General features: G+C 32.7%; 22 protein-coding genes. 15 read left to right on the top strand and 7 right to left on the bottom strand.

The features are described 5' to 3' along the window. Positions 1-43: 43 nt before the first annotated feature. The 3 genes from AN960_RS03510 to AN960_RS03500 are packed head-to-tail and all read right to left on the bottom strand — an operon-like array spanning position 44 to position 2,298. Entirely contained in the window at positions 44-1,045 is a 1,002-nt protein-coding gene (locus AN960_RS03510) for an ABC transporter permease subunit (protein WP_056466892.1), read from the bottom strand. Further along, positions 1,038-1,916 carry an ABC transporter ATP-binding protein gene (locus AN960_RS03505; protein ID WP_056466889.1) on the bottom strand — a complete coding sequence of 293 codons (879 nt, stop codon included), beginning with the start codon at positions 1,914-1,916 and terminating at the stop codon, positions 1,038-1,040. Before AN960_RS03505 ends, AN960_RS03510 begins: the two co-directional genes overlap by 8 nt. Before the next feature lies 1 nt (position 1,917). Further along, positions 1,918-2,298: a GntR family transcriptional regulator gene (locus AN960_RS03500; RefSeq protein WP_056467058.1), complete on the bottom strand. Its 381-nt coding sequence runs from the start codon at positions 2,296-2,298 to the stop codon at positions 1,918-1,920. A gap of 195 nt (positions 2,299-2,493) precedes the next feature. Here AN960_RS03500 and AN960_RS03495 point away from each other — a divergent pair, with 195 nt between their 5' ends. From AN960_RS03495 to AN960_RS03445, 11 genes are all read left to right on the top strand, one after another. Further along, positions 2,494-3,657: a D-alanyl-D-alanine carboxypeptidase family protein gene (locus tag AN960_RS03495; RefSeq protein WP_056466886.1), complete on the top strand. Its 1,164-nt coding sequence runs from the start codon at positions 2,494-2,496 to the stop codon at positions 3,655-3,657. 128 nt (positions 3,658-3,785) lie between these two features. After that, entirely contained in the window at positions 3,786-4,136 is a 351-nt protein-coding gene (spoIIAA, locus tag AN960_RS03490; RefSeq protein WP_025672020.1) for an anti-sigma F factor antagonist, read from the top strand. Continuing rightward, positions 4,136-4,576 (top strand): anti-sigma F factor, encoded by a 441-nt coding sequence (spoIIAB, locus tag AN960_RS03485; RefSeq protein ID WP_056466884.1) that lies wholly within the window; start codon positions 4,136-4,138, stop codon positions 4,574-4,576. The genes spoIIAA and spoIIAB overlap by 1 nt, the downstream gene beginning before the upstream one ends. A gap of 13 nt (positions 4,577-4,589) precedes the next feature. Next, positions 4,590-5,345, top strand: coding sequence for an RNA polymerase sporulation sigma factor SigF (gene sigF / locus AN960_RS03480; protein ID WP_056466881.1), 756 nt, complete (start codon positions 4,590-4,592; stop codon positions 5,343-5,345). 275 nt (positions 5,346-5,620) lie between these two features. After that, positions 5,621-6,244 carry a stage V sporulation protein AA gene (locus AN960_RS03475; RefSeq protein WP_056466878.1) on the top strand — a complete coding sequence of 208 codons (624 nt, stop codon included), beginning with the start codon at positions 5,621-5,623 and terminating at the stop codon, positions 6,242-6,244. Continuing rightward, positions 6,237-6,653, top strand: coding sequence for a stage V sporulation protein AB (locus AN960_RS03470; RefSeq protein ID WP_056466874.1), 417 nt, complete (start codon positions 6,237-6,239; stop codon positions 6,651-6,653). Before AN960_RS03475 ends, AN960_RS03470 begins: the two co-directional genes overlap by 8 nt. Positions 6,654-6,665: 12 nt before the next feature. Further along, positions 6,666-7,118, top strand: coding sequence for a stage V sporulation protein AC (gene spoVAC / locus AN960_RS03465; RefSeq protein ID WP_056466871.1), 453 nt, complete (start codon positions 6,666-6,668; stop codon positions 7,116-7,118). A 13-nt stretch (positions 7,119-7,131) separates the two neighbouring features. After that, a complete protein-coding gene (spoVAD, locus tag AN960_RS03460; RefSeq protein ID WP_056466869.1) occupies positions 7,132-8,139 on the top strand; it encodes a stage V sporulation protein AD in 1,008 nt (335 codons plus the stop codon). A gap of 11 nt (positions 8,140-8,150) precedes the next feature. Continuing rightward, a complete protein-coding gene (gene spoVAE, locus AN960_RS03455) occupies positions 8,151-8,501 on the top strand; it encodes a stage V sporulation protein AE (RefSeq protein WP_056466865.1) in 351 nt (116 codons plus the stop codon). Positions 8,502-8,504: 3 nt separating this feature from the next. Then, a complete protein-coding gene (spoVAEA, locus tag AN960_RS03450; RefSeq protein ID WP_049819788.1) occupies positions 8,505-9,068 on the top strand; it encodes a stage V sporulation protein SpoVABEA in 564 nt (187 codons plus the stop codon). 56 nt (positions 9,069-9,124) lie between these two features. After that, positions 9,125-10,525, top strand: a complete 1,401-nt coding sequence (locus AN960_RS03445; protein ID WP_082459356.1) for a spore germination protein — start codon at positions 9,125-9,127, stop codon at positions 10,523-10,525. A 248-nt stretch (positions 10,526-10,773) separates the two neighbouring features. Here AN960_RS03445 and AN960_RS03440 read toward each other — a convergent pair whose 3' ends face one another. Beyond that, entirely contained in the window at positions 10,774-11,607 is an 834-nt protein-coding gene (locus AN960_RS03440; RefSeq protein ID WP_056467055.1) for a DUF1002 domain-containing protein, read from the bottom strand. Positions 11,608-11,831: 224 nt separating this feature from the next. Between AN960_RS03440 and AN960_RS03435 the strand changes: the two genes are divergently transcribed. Beyond that, a complete protein-coding gene (locus AN960_RS03435) occupies positions 11,832-12,269 on the top strand; it encodes a peptidylprolyl isomerase (RefSeq protein WP_056466860.1) in 438 nt (145 codons plus the stop codon). A gap of 387 nt (positions 12,270-12,656) precedes the next feature. Here AN960_RS03435 and AN960_RS03430 read toward each other — a convergent pair whose 3' ends face one another. Further along, positions 12,657-13,286, bottom strand: coding sequence for a cupin domain-containing protein (locus AN960_RS03430; RefSeq protein WP_056466857.1), 630 nt, complete (start codon positions 13,284-13,286; stop codon positions 12,657-12,659). Between the two features lie 330 nt (positions 13,287-13,616). Here AN960_RS03430 and AN960_RS03425 point away from each other — a divergent pair, with 330 nt between their 5' ends. After that, complete coding sequence (locus tag AN960_RS03425) at positions 13,617-13,976, top strand: GNAT family N-acetyltransferase (protein WP_025672354.1); 360 nt, start codon at positions 13,617-13,619, stop codon at positions 13,974-13,976. 240 nt (positions 13,977-14,216) lie between these two features. Here AN960_RS03425 and AN960_RS03420 read toward each other — a convergent pair whose 3' ends face one another. After that, positions 14,217-14,720, bottom strand: coding sequence for a DUF309 domain-containing protein (locus tag AN960_RS03420; protein WP_056466854.1), 504 nt, complete (start codon positions 14,718-14,720; stop codon positions 14,217-14,219). 110 nt (positions 14,721-14,830) lie between these two features. Then, a complete protein-coding gene (locus tag AN960_RS23875; protein WP_082459343.1) occupies positions 14,831-14,944 on the bottom strand; it encodes a YjcZ family sporulation protein in 114 nt (37 codons plus the stop codon). A 208-nt stretch (positions 14,945-15,152) separates the two neighbouring features. Between AN960_RS23875 and AN960_RS03415 the strand changes: the two genes are divergently transcribed. Both AN960_RS03415 and scpB read left to right on the top strand, forming a co-directional pair. Then, entirely contained in the window at positions 15,153-15,923 is a 771-nt protein-coding gene (locus tag AN960_RS03415; protein ID WP_056466848.1) for a segregation/condensation protein A, read from the top strand. Beyond that, the gene (gene scpB / locus AN960_RS03410) at positions 15,923-16,504 is read left to right on the top strand and encodes an SMC-Scp complex subunit ScpB (protein ID WP_056466845.1); all 582 of its coding nucleotides are present in this window, start codon (positions 15,923-15,925) and stop codon (positions 16,502-16,504) included. The genes AN960_RS03415 and scpB overlap by 1 nt, the downstream gene beginning before the upstream one ends. Positions 16,505-16,510: the final 6 nt, after the last annotated feature.

The raw sequence follows: 16,510 nt of genomic DNA, 5'->3' as shown, positions 1-16,510 counted from the left end.
AGCGCTTTTTATTTTGGTGTTTTATGAATTTTTTTGAAAAACATTAATCAAAAAATTTATTTAATCGTTTATAGAAGAAATAGCCAACAACGGTACCTATTATTAATCCAATCACGTAAATAATCGTGTTATTTCCATTTGCAATTGTAGATGTTAGTAAAGCGATTAATGTTGCTGTAAGATATACAAATAATCCGTTTACGAAAAACCCGAATTTTTTATATACGAATAATTTGCCATTATTGACATTCGCATGTCTGTTATAACATAATAACCCGATTATTAAAAATGCAACGATATAAAGGATAATGATCGTTAAATTTCCATAGTCTATAGTTGGATAATCAACGATTTGTTCATTAAAATCCTTTGAAATTGATAGTTGGCCAGCTAGATATGGAATAGACCAACTAGTAATCAGTTTTTCAAAGCTATTACCAGTTAATTTATAGTTAAAGAGGCCATTTAAATTTGAATAGATACTAAAATAGATAATACTAGGTGAGAAAATCGTAAAAATAGTGAAAAGTGTTTGTGAAAAATAATGACCAGTAATTGTTCCAATCGATAGACCAATAGTAAAAAAAGCAATCGTAAATAGGAAAATGACAGTAAAAATAGTTACAAATGATGAAGCATCAATATATTTGTGAAGATTAGTATTGTAATGGATTAATAGAGTTAAAATAATTAATCCAACAGTCGCCATAAAAATATGAGCAATTCCAAACATCCATTTTGATAAATAAAGTTGTCTCGGTGAGTATGGAAGTGAAAATTGAAAATCAATTCCTCCTGTATTACGGCCAATTCCGATCAATAAGATACTTAGGATTAATACAATAATCGGTGAAATAACTGCTAGCATACTAAAGTCAGTTATATAAAGGTACGGATTACTCGGATTTGTTAGTAATGCTCGATTTAATTCATTCGTATTATTGTAATAGCTAAATGGAAGAATAATCAGGTAGACAAGATATAATAAAATAAGTGCAAGCCTAGATTGTTTAGAATTTATTAGCCACAATGCTTTACTAAACATATAAGTCCCCTCCATCGTTTATGAAAAATAAATCCTCTAAAGTCAATGGAAGTTCTTCTAAAAGAAGCGGATTTTCATTTTCCATTCGTTTTATATATTCGTCTTTATTTCCATTAATAATGATAATTGCTACTTTGCCGGTTTTTGAGAATACAGAAATAGATGGGTCTTCTTCCAATATTTTAGGTAAGCCATTTTCAAATGCTACTTGTAATTTATAAAATTGATTCGTACTTTCTTCCATTGTAGAGATTGAATTAATTCTTCCGTCCTTAATAAATAAATATTGATCAATTATTTTCTCAAGCTCAGCAAGATGATGTGATGAAATAATAACTCCAACTGATTCTGTGCTTGCATATTCAATTATTAATTGCAAAACAGTCCGTTTAACGACTGGGTCTAAACCGTTAGTCGGTTCGTCTAAAATGACATATTTTGCATTAGTCGAAAAGGTTAATAATAAATAGATCAGTGTTTTCATCCCTTTAGAGTATTTACGTAGAGATGTATTAGGTAACTTATATTTATTTAATGCTTCTAAAAATTTGTGTTTATTGAAGTTTGGATATGAATTTTCATAGATCGTAATAAGTTCTTTCACACTATATTGATTAATGAAATTTGTAGAATCACTCATATATGCAATTTGTCTTCTAGTAATTGGTGATTCGTTAATCTCTTCATCATCAATTAGTATTGAGCCTTCGTCTGGAGATAAAATGCCAACGATCGTCCTTAAAAGAGTCGTTTTACCAGCTCCATTTCTACCGATTAAGCCTGTGATTTTACCTTTTTCGATTTGAAAGTTTAGATTTTTTAATACTTCCTGTTCATCGAGTTTTTTATTTAAATGATGGATTTTCAGCAAACTATTCAGCTCCTTTATTAGAATAAAACTCTTTTACCCAATTCATTATTTCTTCCACTTCAACGCCATCTGTTAAACAATCAATTAATAAATTGGACAGTTTATTTTTATATTTTAAAAGGGTGTCTGTTGAAACAGTCTCTTTCGTTAAACCAATTACGAATGTTCCTTTACCCCTTATCGTTTCGATGACGCCAGTGCGCTCTAGTTCTTGATAGGCTCTACTAACAGTATTTGGATTAATTACCAATGTGGTTGCTAATTCACGTACGGAAGGAAGTTTATCTCCATTTACCAAAATCTTTCTTAGCATCTGCTCTTTTGTTTGTAGAACAATTTGCTCCCAAAGCGGTAAATGGCTTCTTGGGTCTAAAATAATAATCAAGAGATCACCACCTCAAATGTTTTCTTAAGTGTATGGAGTGTATTAAGTGTATGAGTATAATTAATACACTTTACTTATATCATATGTTCTCATGTATGTAAATAGTTCCATTCTTTCTAATATTTTCTTCTGTACTTGATTAAACTACTTATATTTGGAAAAAATATGTATGAAAAGAATGGAGGGTTATAGATGAAAAGGGTATTACTAACTCTTTTAAGTAGTGTTATGATCTTTTCTTTATCACTACCTAAAGTAGATGCAAGAGAGACACAAAATAATGATGTAAGTTTGGCAAAAAATGCATTATCTTCTGTAATTATTGAACAAGATACTGGCAAAATCTTATATGAAAAAGATGCTAGAAAAGAGCTTCCACCAGCAAGTATGACTAAGATCATGACAATGCTTATTATTATGGAAGAAATCAATAAAGGAAAACTCAGGCTGGATGATAAAGTAATGACAAGTGAACATGCTGCGTCAATGGGCGGATCACAAATCTTTTTAGAACCTGGCGAAGAGATGACTGTAAAAGAAATGTTAAAAGGGATTGCAATCGCATCGGGAAATGATGCATCAGTTGCAATGGCAGAGAAAATTGCAGGTACAGAAGAGGCATTTGTCGCTTTAATGAATAAAAAAGTAAAACAGTTAGGATTAAAAAATACACATTTTGAAAATCCAACTGGGTTACCTGCACCTGGTCATTATTCATCAGCGTATGATATGGCAATCATGGGAAGAGAGCTTTTAAAATATCCATTAATCACAAAATTTACTGGTACTTATGAGGATTACTTGAGAAAAGATACTGAAAAACAATTTTGGTTAGTTAATACGAATAAACTAGTTCGTTTTTATCCAGGTGCAGATGGATTGAAAACTGGATTTACTGCAGAAGCAAAATATTGTTTAACAGCAACTGCTAAGAAGAACAACATGCGAGTAGTTAGCGTAATTATGGGTGCGCCTACTTCTAAAGAAAGAAATGCACAAATGACAAATATGCTTGATTATGCATTTAATCAATATCAAGTAAAGCAATTAATTAAACAAGGTGAGAATATCGAAAGACTTAGTATTAGCAAAGGTAAGTCTAAAGGTGTAAATGTTATTACAAAAAGCCCAGTTTCAGTTGTATTGAAGAAGGGTGAGGCACTGAATAAAATTACGAAAGATATTAAGCTTAACAAAAATATTCAAGCACCAATTAAAAAAGGGGAAGTTGTCGGAGTTTTAGTCTTAAAACAAGGTAGTAAAGTTTTATCTAAAACAGACTTAGTGGCGAATAAATCGGTAAGTAAAGCGAATTGGTATGATTTATTTAAGCGTACTGTTGGTGGATTCAACTGATTTTTTCCGACTAATTTCGAGTATTCCTAAAAGATTTGGCGTTTTCCCACTAGTTTTGTCATGCATGAAGGAATTCGGTTTAGTTTTAACGAAACTTTCAATAACCGTCAAATAAGGAGGTTATTGTAGTGAGTCTTAATATTGAACTTGAAGTGAAAAATGCAATCCTTTGTGTAAGACTAGCAGGGGAATTAGATCATCACACTGCTGAGGATTTACGTTTACAAGTAAATGAGGTATTAGAGTCACGGACTATCAAACATATTTTATTAAATCTTGAGCATTTAACATTTATGGATAGTTCTGGTTTAGGTGTCATTTTAGGTAGATATAAAGTTATTCGAAATAAAGGTGGAGAAATGGTTGTATGCTCAATTTCTCCATCAATTAAGCGGTTATTTGATATGTCTGGTTTATTTAAGATCGTTCATTTAGCTGATGATGAGTCAAATGGACTTAATGTATTGGGGGTGGCATAATGCGAAATGAGATGAACCTTCAATTTTCTGCATTAAGTCAAAATGAATCATTTGCTCGTGTAACTGTAGCTGCATTTATTACTCAGCTAGATCCTACTTTAGATGAATTAACTGAAATTAAAACTGTAGTATCTGAGGCTGTTACAAATGCGATTATTCATGGGTATGAAAATAATCCTGAAGGGATCGTATTCATTTCAGTTTTACTTGAAGATCAGACAGTAACTTTAACAATTCGAGATGAAGGAATTGGTATTTCTGATTTAGATGAAGCAATGCAACCTTTATATACTTCAAAACCAGATTTAGAAAGATCCGGCATGGGATTTACGATTATGGAGAATTTCATGGATCAATGTGAAGTTGTGTCCACTATTAATGTTGGTACAACGATTACGGTTAAAAAGTACTTATCAAATAGCAATGTTTTAAGTAATTAAGGAGAATCCGCCTATGGACGTAGAAGTCAAGCAAGATCAACCCCGTGCGCAGTTAAAGGATCATGAATTAAAAGAGTTAATTAAGCGTAGTCAGGCTGGAGATCAATTGGCTAGAGACAGCATCGTCGGGCACAACATGAGACTGGTATGGTCAGTTGTTCAGCGCTTTATTAACCGTGGATATGAACCAGATGATTTATTTCAGATTGGTTGTATCGGTTTATTGAAATCGGTAGATAAATTTGATCTATCTTATGATGTACGATTTTCTACATACGCTGTTCCAATGATTATCGGAGAAATCCAACGATTTATTCGAGACGATGGAACAGTTAAAGTGAGTCGTTCATTAAAGGAAACGAATAATAAGATTCGAAAAGCAAAAGAAGAATTAAGTAAAACGCTTGGAAGAATGCCTACAATTAACGAGATTGCTACTCATATGGAAATTACACCAGAGGATGTTGTACTTGCGCAAGAAGCTAGTAGAGCTCCTTCATCAATTCATGAAACGGTGTATGAAAATGATGGGGATCCAATTACATTGTTAGATCAAATTGCTGATAACCATGAAACAAATTGGTTTGAAAAATTTGCATTAAAAGAAGCGATAAAACAATTAGATGATCGAGAGCGATTAATTGTCTATTTAAGATACTATAAAGATCAAACTCAATCAGAAGTTGCTGAACGATTAGGAATTTCTCAAGTGCAAGTATCAAGACTAGAGAAAAAAATTCTCCAACAAATGAAAGACAAAATTAAATAAAATCATAGCTAAAAAAGCTGAAGAATCGTATTGAATACAAAACGATTTTTCAGCTTTTTTATTTTGTCTTTTTACTATAAACTCCTGTTTCAAATATAGATGAAACATCTCCAAATTCGACTACCTAATGCTTTTTTTGATCGGGATGACGCCTAACATTTCCTGTTTTTACTTACCAAACTACTTAGTTCAATCTTCCTGGACTTATATTTTTGGGAAGTTTTCACATACTAGTTGTAATTGAATTCATAAAGCTTTGAAACTGAGGGGAAAGTATGAATAAGGTGTTATATATTAAGTTACTTAATCGGATCGTTGTACAAGTAGGTAAACGTGTACATCTAGAAGAGATTGCACGATTACAAGGGATTAATGTTGATTTAGCCCAAATTAAAAAAATCATTGTACATGAATCAAAAAAGGAGGATGGTACACATACAGTTATTGATATTCTCGATCTTTTGCCATTAATTCAAGAAATTGAACCTGATATTTCGTTTGAGCTCGTTGGAGTGACGATGTGCATAATAGAACTTAAAAATGAAGTTTCAAAGGATCGTTTCTTTCTGTTTTGTTTCGTTTGGATCCTGTTATTTACGGGTTCTTCATTAGCAATCATTTATTTCCATGAAGATGTAAGCATGCAGCAGGTTCAACAACGAATTTACTATATGATTACAGGAGAACATAATCATAAACCTTTATTACTTCAAGTACCATATTCTTTTGGACTAGGAATTGGGATGATTTTATTTTTTAATCAATGGTTTAAGACTAGATTAAACGAAGAGCCGAGCCCTCTTGAAGTAGAAATGTTTCAGTATCAACGCTCAATGGATGAATATGTGTTAGTAAACGAAAATAAAAAGCCAAACAAAAGTGTAAATACCGATGATTAGAGATTTGTTTATAGTGTTTGTAGGGTTTTCGGGAGGTATAGCTGTTGGTACGGGCTTTGTAGCATTTTTATCGGTTATTGGAATTATTCCGAGACTAACACAGTTAACAAAAACGATTAAAAAAATTCGTGCATATGAGTTTTCAGTCATTTTAGGAGCAATTTTTGGTTGCTGGATTAGTTTACGAAATACCGTATTTAATTTGCCGAATATATTTTCAGTTTTTATTGGGCTGTTAGCAGGTATTTTTATTGGAATGTTAGCTGCCGCATTAACTGAGGTTTTAAACGTTTTTCCAATTTTAGCGAAACGAATTGGCATTCAAAAGAAAATTGTGTACTTATTAATGGCGATCGCACTAGGTAAAGTCTTTGGTTCGTTATTTCATTGGATTTATTTTATAGAGTAAAGGATGGATGAAATGAGTGGGAAATTAAAAGCTAATTATAAAGAGAATATCAAACCATACCAACCAAAAAAGCCGGTATTAAAAAATTGTATTAAAGCATTTTTAGTTGGGGGATTTATCTGTTTTTTAGGTGAGTGTATTACAAAAATCTATATAAACTATTTTAACTTTACTGATAAAAATGTCGGTGATCCAACAGTAGCTACACTTGTTTTAATTTCTAGCTTACTTACAGGGTTAGGTATATATGACAAAATTGGCCAATTTGCAGGTGCAGGATCCGCTGTTCCTGTAACAGGCTTTGCCAACTCTATGACGAGTGCTGCTATGGAACATAGAAGTGAAGGTCTAGTTCTAGGGGTTGCAACAAATATGTTTAAACTAGCTGGTTGTGTAATTGTTTATGGAGTTGTTTCGGCATACGTCGTCGGAATGATACGATACGCATTTAAAGTATTCTTATAGGAGGTGAGTACATATGGCTTTAGTCGGTAAACAAACTTGGGAGTTTCAAAATGGTGTTTATGTCCAAGCATCTGGAACCGCTGTAGGACCAAGAGAAAACTTGGGACTGTTAGCTGGCAAATTTGATTATGCTTATGAAGATCTTCACTGTGGTGAAGATAATTGGGAATTAGCAGAAAGAGCATTAATGAGAAATGCAGTTTCAGTTGCATTAAAAAAAGCAAACAAAAACGTCGAAGATATCGATGTATTTTTAGCAGGTGATTTATTAAATCAAAATGTTACTGCGAACTTTATGGCAAGAGAATTGCAACTACCTTTTTTATGTATGTTTGGAGCATGCTCAACTTCAATGGAAACGGCTGCACTCGGTGCACAGTTAATCGATAGTGGTTATGCAAAAATGGCATTGGCAGCAACAAGTAGCCATAATGCTACTGCTGAAAGACAATATAGATATCCTACAGAATATGGTGGACAAAAACCTGATTCGGCAACTTTTACAGTAACTGGTGCGGGAAGTGTTCTCCTTTCCAATAAAAAAAGCAAAATAAAAGTAAAATGCGCCACAATAGGTACAGTTCAGGATTTAGGTTTGACAGATCCATTCGACATGGGTTCTGCGATGGCACCAGCAGCAGCTTATACAATCGTGCAACACTTTAAAGATACAAATACAACACCTAATGATTATGATTTTATCGTAACTGGAGATCTTTCAGCTGTTGGTGCACCAATTTGCGAACAACTTGTTAGAGAAGAAGGATATGATATGGCAGGGAAATACAATGATTGTGGATTGCTAATCTATGATCGAGAAAATCAGGAAGTTTTTGCTGGTGGAAGTGGCTGTGCTTGTTCAGCGGTCGTAACATATGGTCATTTATTTCAAGAGTTAAATAAAGGTACTTATAAACGGATTTTGGTAGCAGCAACCGGCGCTCTTTTAAGCCCAACAATGATTCAACAGAAAGAATCAATTCCAACTATTTCACATGCTGTCGTTTTCGAAAGCTGTTAGGAGGTGTTCAGATGGATTTTGTTAATGCTTTTATAGTAGGAGGTTTAATTTGTGTAGTAGGCCAGTTACTTTTTGATTTCACAAAGTTAACACCAGGGCATGTAATGTGTATTTTTGTTGTAATTGGTTCAATTTTAGATGGGTTTGGCATTTACGATAAGCTTATAAAATTTGCTGGTGCGGGTGCAACCGTTCCAATTACTAGTTTTGGTCATTCTTTATTACACGGAGCGATGGCAGAAGCAAATGACCACGGCTTTATAGGTATTGGAATGGGGATCTTTTCACTAACTTCATCTGGCATTTCGGCAGCAATTTTATTCTCATTTATAATTGCTCTAATTTTTAAGCCAAAAGGTTAACTTATGAAAAAGAAAAGGATCATTATCGTAACCGACGGAGATGTATATGCACATCGGAGTATTGAGTATTTGGCAAAACAATTTGGCGGATGCACAATATCACAATCGAAAGGTAATCCCACTAAATTCTCTGGAAAGAGAATGGTTGAAATCATTATGCAAGCACAAAAAGAACCAGTATTTGTATTGTTTGATGACAGTGGCTTTATGGGAGAAGGTCCTGGAGAAAAGGCTTTAAAATATGTAGCGAGTGATAAACATATTGAAGTTATTGCTGCATTAGCAGTAGCATCAAATACACATCATCAAGAATGGACAAAAGTGGATGTAAGCATTGATAATGAAGGGAATTTAACTGAATACGGTGTCGATAAGTATGGAGTTCCTGATATTGAAATCGGAAGAATAAATGGAGACACCGTTTATAATTTAGATCAACTAAATATCCCCTTCATTTTAGGGATCGGTGATATTGGAAAAATGGGTGGGAGAGATGATATTGAAATCGGCTCACCTATTACACGAAAAGCAATTGAATATATCCTCGAGAGGAGTGAACTCCAGTGACCACGAAAAAAGAGCCAACTAAACTAACAAATAAACTAGTTACAAATGCTTATACAATAAGTGATCGAATAGGTTATGGAGTAAGTTTTGATATCGGAAAACGTGTGATTTTTGTAAATAAAGTTGAAGTTAATCTATATTATGTAAACGGATTAACGGATACAAGCTTTATTCAAAGATTTTTAGACGACTTAATCGGGCTAGAAAAAGTCGAGAAAAATAAATCGATGTTTAAAAATATTGAGGATACGATTGTCCATCAATCTGTAGAGATTGTTTTAACATTTGAAGATGTTATAAAGAAAGTATTATCTGGTTTGATTGTAGTACTAGTTGACGGAGAAGATAAAGGACTTGCAGTCGATGTTAGGAGCTATCCTGGGCGTGGACCAACTGAACCAGATACCGAACGAGTAGTACGTGGTTCGCGAGATGGTTTTACTGAAAACATTATTAATAATACTGGGCTAATAAGAAGACGTATTCGCGATGAAAATTTAAGAAATGAAATTCTTCAAGTAGGTGAAAGTTCAAAGACTGATGTTTGTTTATCGTATATAGAAGGTTTAGCACACGCGGAACTTGTTACAGAAATTCGAGATCGAATTACAGGTATTCACGTTGATGGTCTTACAATGTCAGATAAGAAATTAGAGGAATTTATATTAAAGCAAGGGTATAATCCGTTTCCTTTAGTTAGATATTCAGAAAGACCTGACGTCGTTGCAAACCACATACTTGAAGGACATGTATGTATTATCGTGGATACATCTCCGAGCGTAATCATTACGCCGGCAACATATTACCACCATATGCAACATGCAGAAGAGTTCAGACAAACTCCTTCTGTCGGAACATTCCTTCGATGGTGTCGTTATATGGGGATTTTTATGTCAGTCTTTTTATTACCATTTTGGTTACTATTATGTAATTATCCAGAGGTATTACCAAAATCATTAAGTTATATAGGACCAAAAGAAACAAGTAATATTCCAATTTATTTACAATTAATTATTGCTGATTTGGGGATTGAATTCCTCAGAATGGCAAGTATACATACACCAAATGCAGTTTCCACCTCGATGGGTATTATTGCAGCAGTATTAATTGGACAAGTCGCAATTGATGTGGGTCTTTTCCAACCAGAAGTAGTCTTATATACGGCTGTGTCAATGATTGGATCATATGCTACGCCTAGTTATGAGCTAGCACTTGCAAATAAATTAGCCAAGTTTGGAATCTTAATTTTAACAGCAATATTAGGTGTTAAAGGCTTTATGATTGGTTCGACATTATTCATTCTGTTTTTAGCAAGCCTGAATACTTTAAATACACCTTATTTTTGGCCATTTATTCCATTCGATGGCAGAGCATTTTGGCACTTAGTTGTCCGTACAAAAGCTAGTGAAAGTCAACATAAAAAAGGTGGAAAAACAATCGGTGATGCTACCATTTGATTTGTTGACTTAAGAATAAAGGAAGGGGGCTGTCTCAGGAGTCAGATCAACTGACAAATAAGCGCCCTCATTTTAATTTTAAAAAATGTACTAGTGCTAGTGAGGTATCTCAACAGCACTTTTTATTTGTTTTGATAATTATTTGCAGCCAACGATTTATTTGCAATATTTCATCTTTTATTTGTAGCTTGAATTTTAACATCAAAAAAACCCAGTTACTTTTTTAAGTAACCGGGTTTCTTTCATAATTATTTAAATAATGAAACAATCGCATCAAATAATGCAGAGAAGAAATCTTTAAGTTTTTGAATAAAAGAATGGCCTTCTTTAGAATTTAGATAATCTGAGATTTTATTTTTAGCTTTTGTTAATTGGTTTCCTACTTGATCCCAGTTAATATTTAAATCTTTCATTTTTTCAAATAAATTCATCAAACTAGCTTTTTGATCAGCAGTTAATGTAATTCCAAGATCCTTTGCTAATCGATCAATTAATGATTTTAATTCATCGGTTGACATGTTTGGATTTTTAGCTAGCTCTTCTTTCACTTTAGTGACAAGTTGTACAGCTTTTTCATTACCTACTGAATCACCAAGTTCGGCAGTTTTAACCATTTCTTCATTTGCTACTTTTTTAACATCATCAGGTATAACTTGACCAGAACTTAGCTCATAAGCCTTCATAATCCCAGTTAAAGCAGCTGTACCAGAGACTTGAAATGGTGCAGTAATTACAATATTTGCATCCTTTAATCCAGCAGTGATTAAAGCATTTGTATACATTGAGTTAGTAACCCATGAAATATTATTTGATTGAACGACGATGCCTGTATTTTTTTCACCAATTGTAATCATAGCAGATGAAAGAGCTCGAGTACCGATTTGAGCACTAGGCACAGTACCATCTAAATATTTATGCTCCTCTTGATTTGAAACAGTCACAATTCTAGCATCAGATGGCGCACCCATTTCAGCTAATAATGATTTCTTTTGCGTTTCAGATAAATTTTGCCCAAGAGTAACAATCGTTTCACCCGGAACAGCATCAGCAAATACCGATAAAGGCATAGCTACTAATCCCATTGATATGGTGAACGCTAATAACTTTCGTTTTAACAAAGAGACACTCCCTTTACAATAATCCAAATTTTACATCTTACAACACTATTATAGTCATTTTCGAAAACTTGTCATTACTTTTTGTTTTTTGTATGATAATATCAGCGTTACTAATTTATTCAGTAATGAAAAAATATAGGACAATTAAGTCTTATAAAGTTGTACATACATAAGGAGGATTTTTTATTATGAAAAAAGCAAGTATTACGTTTGAAAATGGCGAACAAATCTTAATCGAATTATTCCCAGAGCATGCACCAGGTACAGTTGAAAACTTTGAAAAATTAATCCGTGAAGGTTTCTACAATGGATTAACTTTCCACCGTGTAATTCCTGGATTTGTATCTCAAGGTGGAGATCCAAACGGTAATGGAACAGGTGGCCCAGGATACAAAATCAAATGTGAAACTGTAGGTAACCCATTAAAACATAAAGCTGGATCTTTATCAATGGCACATGCTGGAAAAGATACTGGTGGTAGCCAATTCTTTATCGTTCACGAGCCACAACCACATTTAGATGGAGTACATACAGTATTCGGTCAAGTAATCGAAGGTATGGATACAGTTTTAAGAATGCGTAATGGCGATGTTATGCAAGAAGTTAAGGTTTGGGACGAAGAATAGTCAAACCATTTAAGAGGTCACTCTAAATAGATTTCAAATGAAAAAAGCCACAAGGGAAAAATTTTTCCTTGTGGTTTTTTAACATGTTCTTTGTTGTTTTAACGGTGAAATTATTTAATAACATCTCGGACTATTTAGAGAAGGTTAAGTTGAAGATTTATTTTGGTTTTTTTTGAAATATGTTTAGTTTTTATTGTTTCACATGCGATTTCATGTTATTTCTTCTATTTTCTTGGTTCTCATAATCTATTTCCACATGTTTCATAGTCTTATTTGCAGTTTTTTAAGTTTTAATTGCAGATATAACTTTTTAATTGTAGATTTGCCAAATTTAATTGCAGTATTGGATTTTTTAATTGCACTAACTGGTCTCACTTGATCTTGCAATTAAAAACGCTGTTGATAATAATTCTGGTTGTAATAGGAGTTTGGATAATAATTTTGATTGTGCTGATTTGAAAATTCATGCTCGTTTTGAACTTGTCGATTACAATTTCTTGGTGGTCCTATAAATATAGAAGGTTGTAAATTTGCAGTTGCTGTTTTCCATTGGTTTTCATCAAGACAGTAAGTATGTGAGACAATATTTGAAGGTGTAAATTTCATTAAATCAGAGAATAAAATTACGTCTGGGGAAGGTGCATTAAATATTGCTAATAAGTGAGTATTGTCAACAGTTGCAATTTCATAATGCCACCAGCCTTGTGGTACGTTTGCAACTTGACCAGGAGTAATTGGGAAATTTAATAGTTGCTTTGTATAAGGATTTAAGATTGATACAACTGCTGCACCAGAAATACAATAGACTAATTCTGATGAATTTTGATGATAATGTGGCTCTACAACATTATTTGCACTTAAAGATATATCCAATAAAGACAAATTATCCAAAGTATTCAAATCATTAACACTTAATTGATTGATAAAGTTTTGACTGTCCTTTACAAATGCATGATTTTTATTTATATCATAAGTATATTGAATATTTGGTGATGAATAATCTAAATCCAACCTCATAATGATCACCCTTTTATATAACTCTAACTAAAATTTACTGTATTCAAATTTATCTAATTGGTGACAAAAGCCTATAAGGTTGGATGGGCAGGAAAAATACATGACTAGTACTCTAAATCAGTTTAAATTCTCACCTATACCATATATCCCGTTTTTCCATCTCTCCGGTTTTCTGACTTGACAGAAAAATGTGAGAATTATATATTTGAAATATTGATATATTTGGAACGTATTTTTATATTTATCGTACTATAGAGGGATAATCAATCATATATTATGTATTGGTTTAGAAGATAATTAGAGTTTTAATAATTTTTAAGAGGGGTTAACATGTTAATTAGGTATAAGAAAACATATGAGAAAATTGCAATGGGCCTGCTTTCGTTTATGCCGAATGAAAAGAATGTGAAGAGCTTAGTAAATACGATTAAAGATTATGAAACTAAAGATGATAATCATTTGTTCCTTTGGAAATTAGACGATATTGTTGGGATTATTGGAATACAACTTCTACCAGATAAGGTTATTATGATTAAACATTTAAGTGTAAACCCTTCATTCCGAAATCAAGGTATTGCAACTTCACTTTACGATGCGATTCGATCTCAGTATACAGACTATACAATCGTAACAACGCAAGAAGTAGCTTCATTCATTGAACATTGTCATGTTAGTTTGAAAGTATTATAGAAAAAGTGCTCAATTTTTTGAGCACTTTTTTTACACTGTAGAAAAAATGGTTCCATGAACCATTCAAGAGTAAGGTTTTTTAAACTTCATGCGATTTTACATACTCATAGGCCGGTTATGAGTATGAATGAAACAACAATTTGCACTTTGCTTACTCATAAACCAGTCATGGGTAAGTACGATTCAACTTCTATTTCGAAACACAGAAAAAAGGTGCCCAATTTTTTGAGCACCTTTCCTCTAAACTTTTCTTCGTAATTCTAATTGCTTTAATCTTTCTGAAATGACATCTGTTCGATCTCTTGTAGAATGTTTATTAATTAAATCTTCCGTAAAAGACGAGTAATATTCTTTTTGATTTTGATATCTTTCAATCAATTCTTGGTCATTTAATGGGAGGTCAAAATGGTGATATTCCGTTTCATTTTGAAGATTTAACTGTAAATTTGATATGATTTGTTGAAAGCGCAATTGATCAATTCCAGCCATTTCCAATAAATTAGAATCATTTGAAAAGGTAATTACGTGTCGAAATAATTTTTTAGCACCAGTAAAGTTTCTTCTTCTATAATGATATAACACTACCGATAATCTGATTAAACCTAACCAGACCTTTTTATAATGATGATTTAATTCAAGTTTCCATTGTTCCTCAAGAATTTCATGACATTCAAAAAAATCTTGATCAAAATGGAAATGACATAAATATTTTATGTACCGCTCGTTTTTATTGTAATGGACCAAGTTTTTCACCTCTTTATTACTAAAATTTTATCAGAAATGGAAAAATTTAAAAAGAAGAAAGCCTAGAGCAATGTCTAGACTTTCACGTTTTGTTTATTCACGGGGTTAAATTAACAGACGAAAGCACATCCAACGATGATTAATAAAATAAATAATACTACGATTAAAGCAAAGCCTCTGCCGTGGCCGAAACCGCCGAACTCTGGAGAAACACCTTTACTCATGAAATAACCTCCTTACCAAAAATATAATTCTTCTTGCACTGATATCTTATGAAAAATTTTAGAAAATGGTATAGGCGTAAAACTAAAAATTTAGGAACAAAGTAACTTCATCGTTGAAAAATCCTTTTCTGTTATATAGTTTTATGAAATAATACTTTATACTGTTATAGAGTATATTTTTATTTTAAAGTAAGTTGGTGAGTAGTTTGTGAAGCAATATGAAGTTAAAATTGATGCATTTGAAGGGCCATTAGATTTATTACTTCATTTAATTCAACGATTTGAAATTGATATTTATGATATACCTGTATCTGAAATAACAGATCAATATGTTTCATATATTCATACAATGAAAGAATTAGAATTGGATATTGCAAGTGAATATTTAGTGATGGCAGCTGAATTACTTGCGATGAAAAGTAAAAGTATTTTACCTAATCATGAAGAACAAGCTGATTGGGATGCAATACTTGAAGAAGACCCTAGAGAAGAATTAATGAATCGATTAATTATATATAAGCAATTTAAGGAAGCGGCGATCGTATTTCAGGAAAAAGAATCAGAACGGGCGATGATTTTTACTCGAAATCCAGTTGATTTGTCCGAATATGGACCGAGACCAGAAGATATTGTCATGCCAACTGATGTAACAATTTACGATATGTTTGGTGCACTTCAAAAGCTATTTAAACGTAAAAAGCTACAAGAACCACTTCAAACTAAAATTGTTCGTGAAGAAATATCGATCGAAAAAAGGATGGATGAAATTATTACCTACTTAAAAAGTATTAAAAAGAGAACTAATTTCATCAGTTTATTTCCACATAATGATAAAGAAAGTATTGTAGTTACTTTTTTAGCAATATTGGAGTTAATGAAAACAAAAGACATTGTAGTAGAACAGGAACAAAACTTTTCAGAAATTTTTCTTACATCACGTGAGGTTTTTGAAGATAAGCAAGCTGAGGTGTACTTGTAATGGAACAGGAAAAAAATTTAGTAGGAGTTCTAGAAGGACTTTTATTTGTAGCTGGCGATGAAGGAATTTCGATTGTCGAGCTATCTGAGACTTTAGAATTAGGTCAAACCGAAGTTCTAGAATTAATGGAGAATCTTAAAAAAGAATATGAAAATCCTAACAGAGGCTTACAAATTAGAATTCTAGCTAACAGATATAAACTTACTTCAAAGAGGGAACATGGTGAGTTTTTCAAAAAATTAGTTGAAAGCCCATCGAACTCTTCGCTGTCACAAGCAGCATTAGAAACTTTAGCGATTGTTGCATATCAACAACCAATTACGAGGACAGAAATTGAAGATATTCGTGGAGTTAAGACTGAAAAACCAATTCAAACGCTTGTCTCGAAATATTTAATTAAAGAAGTTGGACGGGCTGAAGGTACTGGACGTGCAATTTTATACGGTACTACTTCTGAGTTTTTAGATTATTTTGGCCTAAAAAACATTAAAGAATTACCTCCACTCCCACAAGATTTAAAAATGGAAGAGGTTGAAGAAGAAGCAGATTTATTTTTTAGCAAATTTGAAAAACAAGATTAGTTAAAA

Origin of the sequence: Bacillus sp. FJAT-25509, assembly GCF_001420605.1 — a bacterium.
Taxonomy (GTDB): domain Bacteria; phylum Bacillota; class Bacilli; order Bacillales; family Bacillaceae_G; genus Gottfriedia.
The sequence above is the reverse complement of the archived record's forward strand: the minus strand, read 5'-3'. Positions and strand labels throughout refer to the sequence as shown.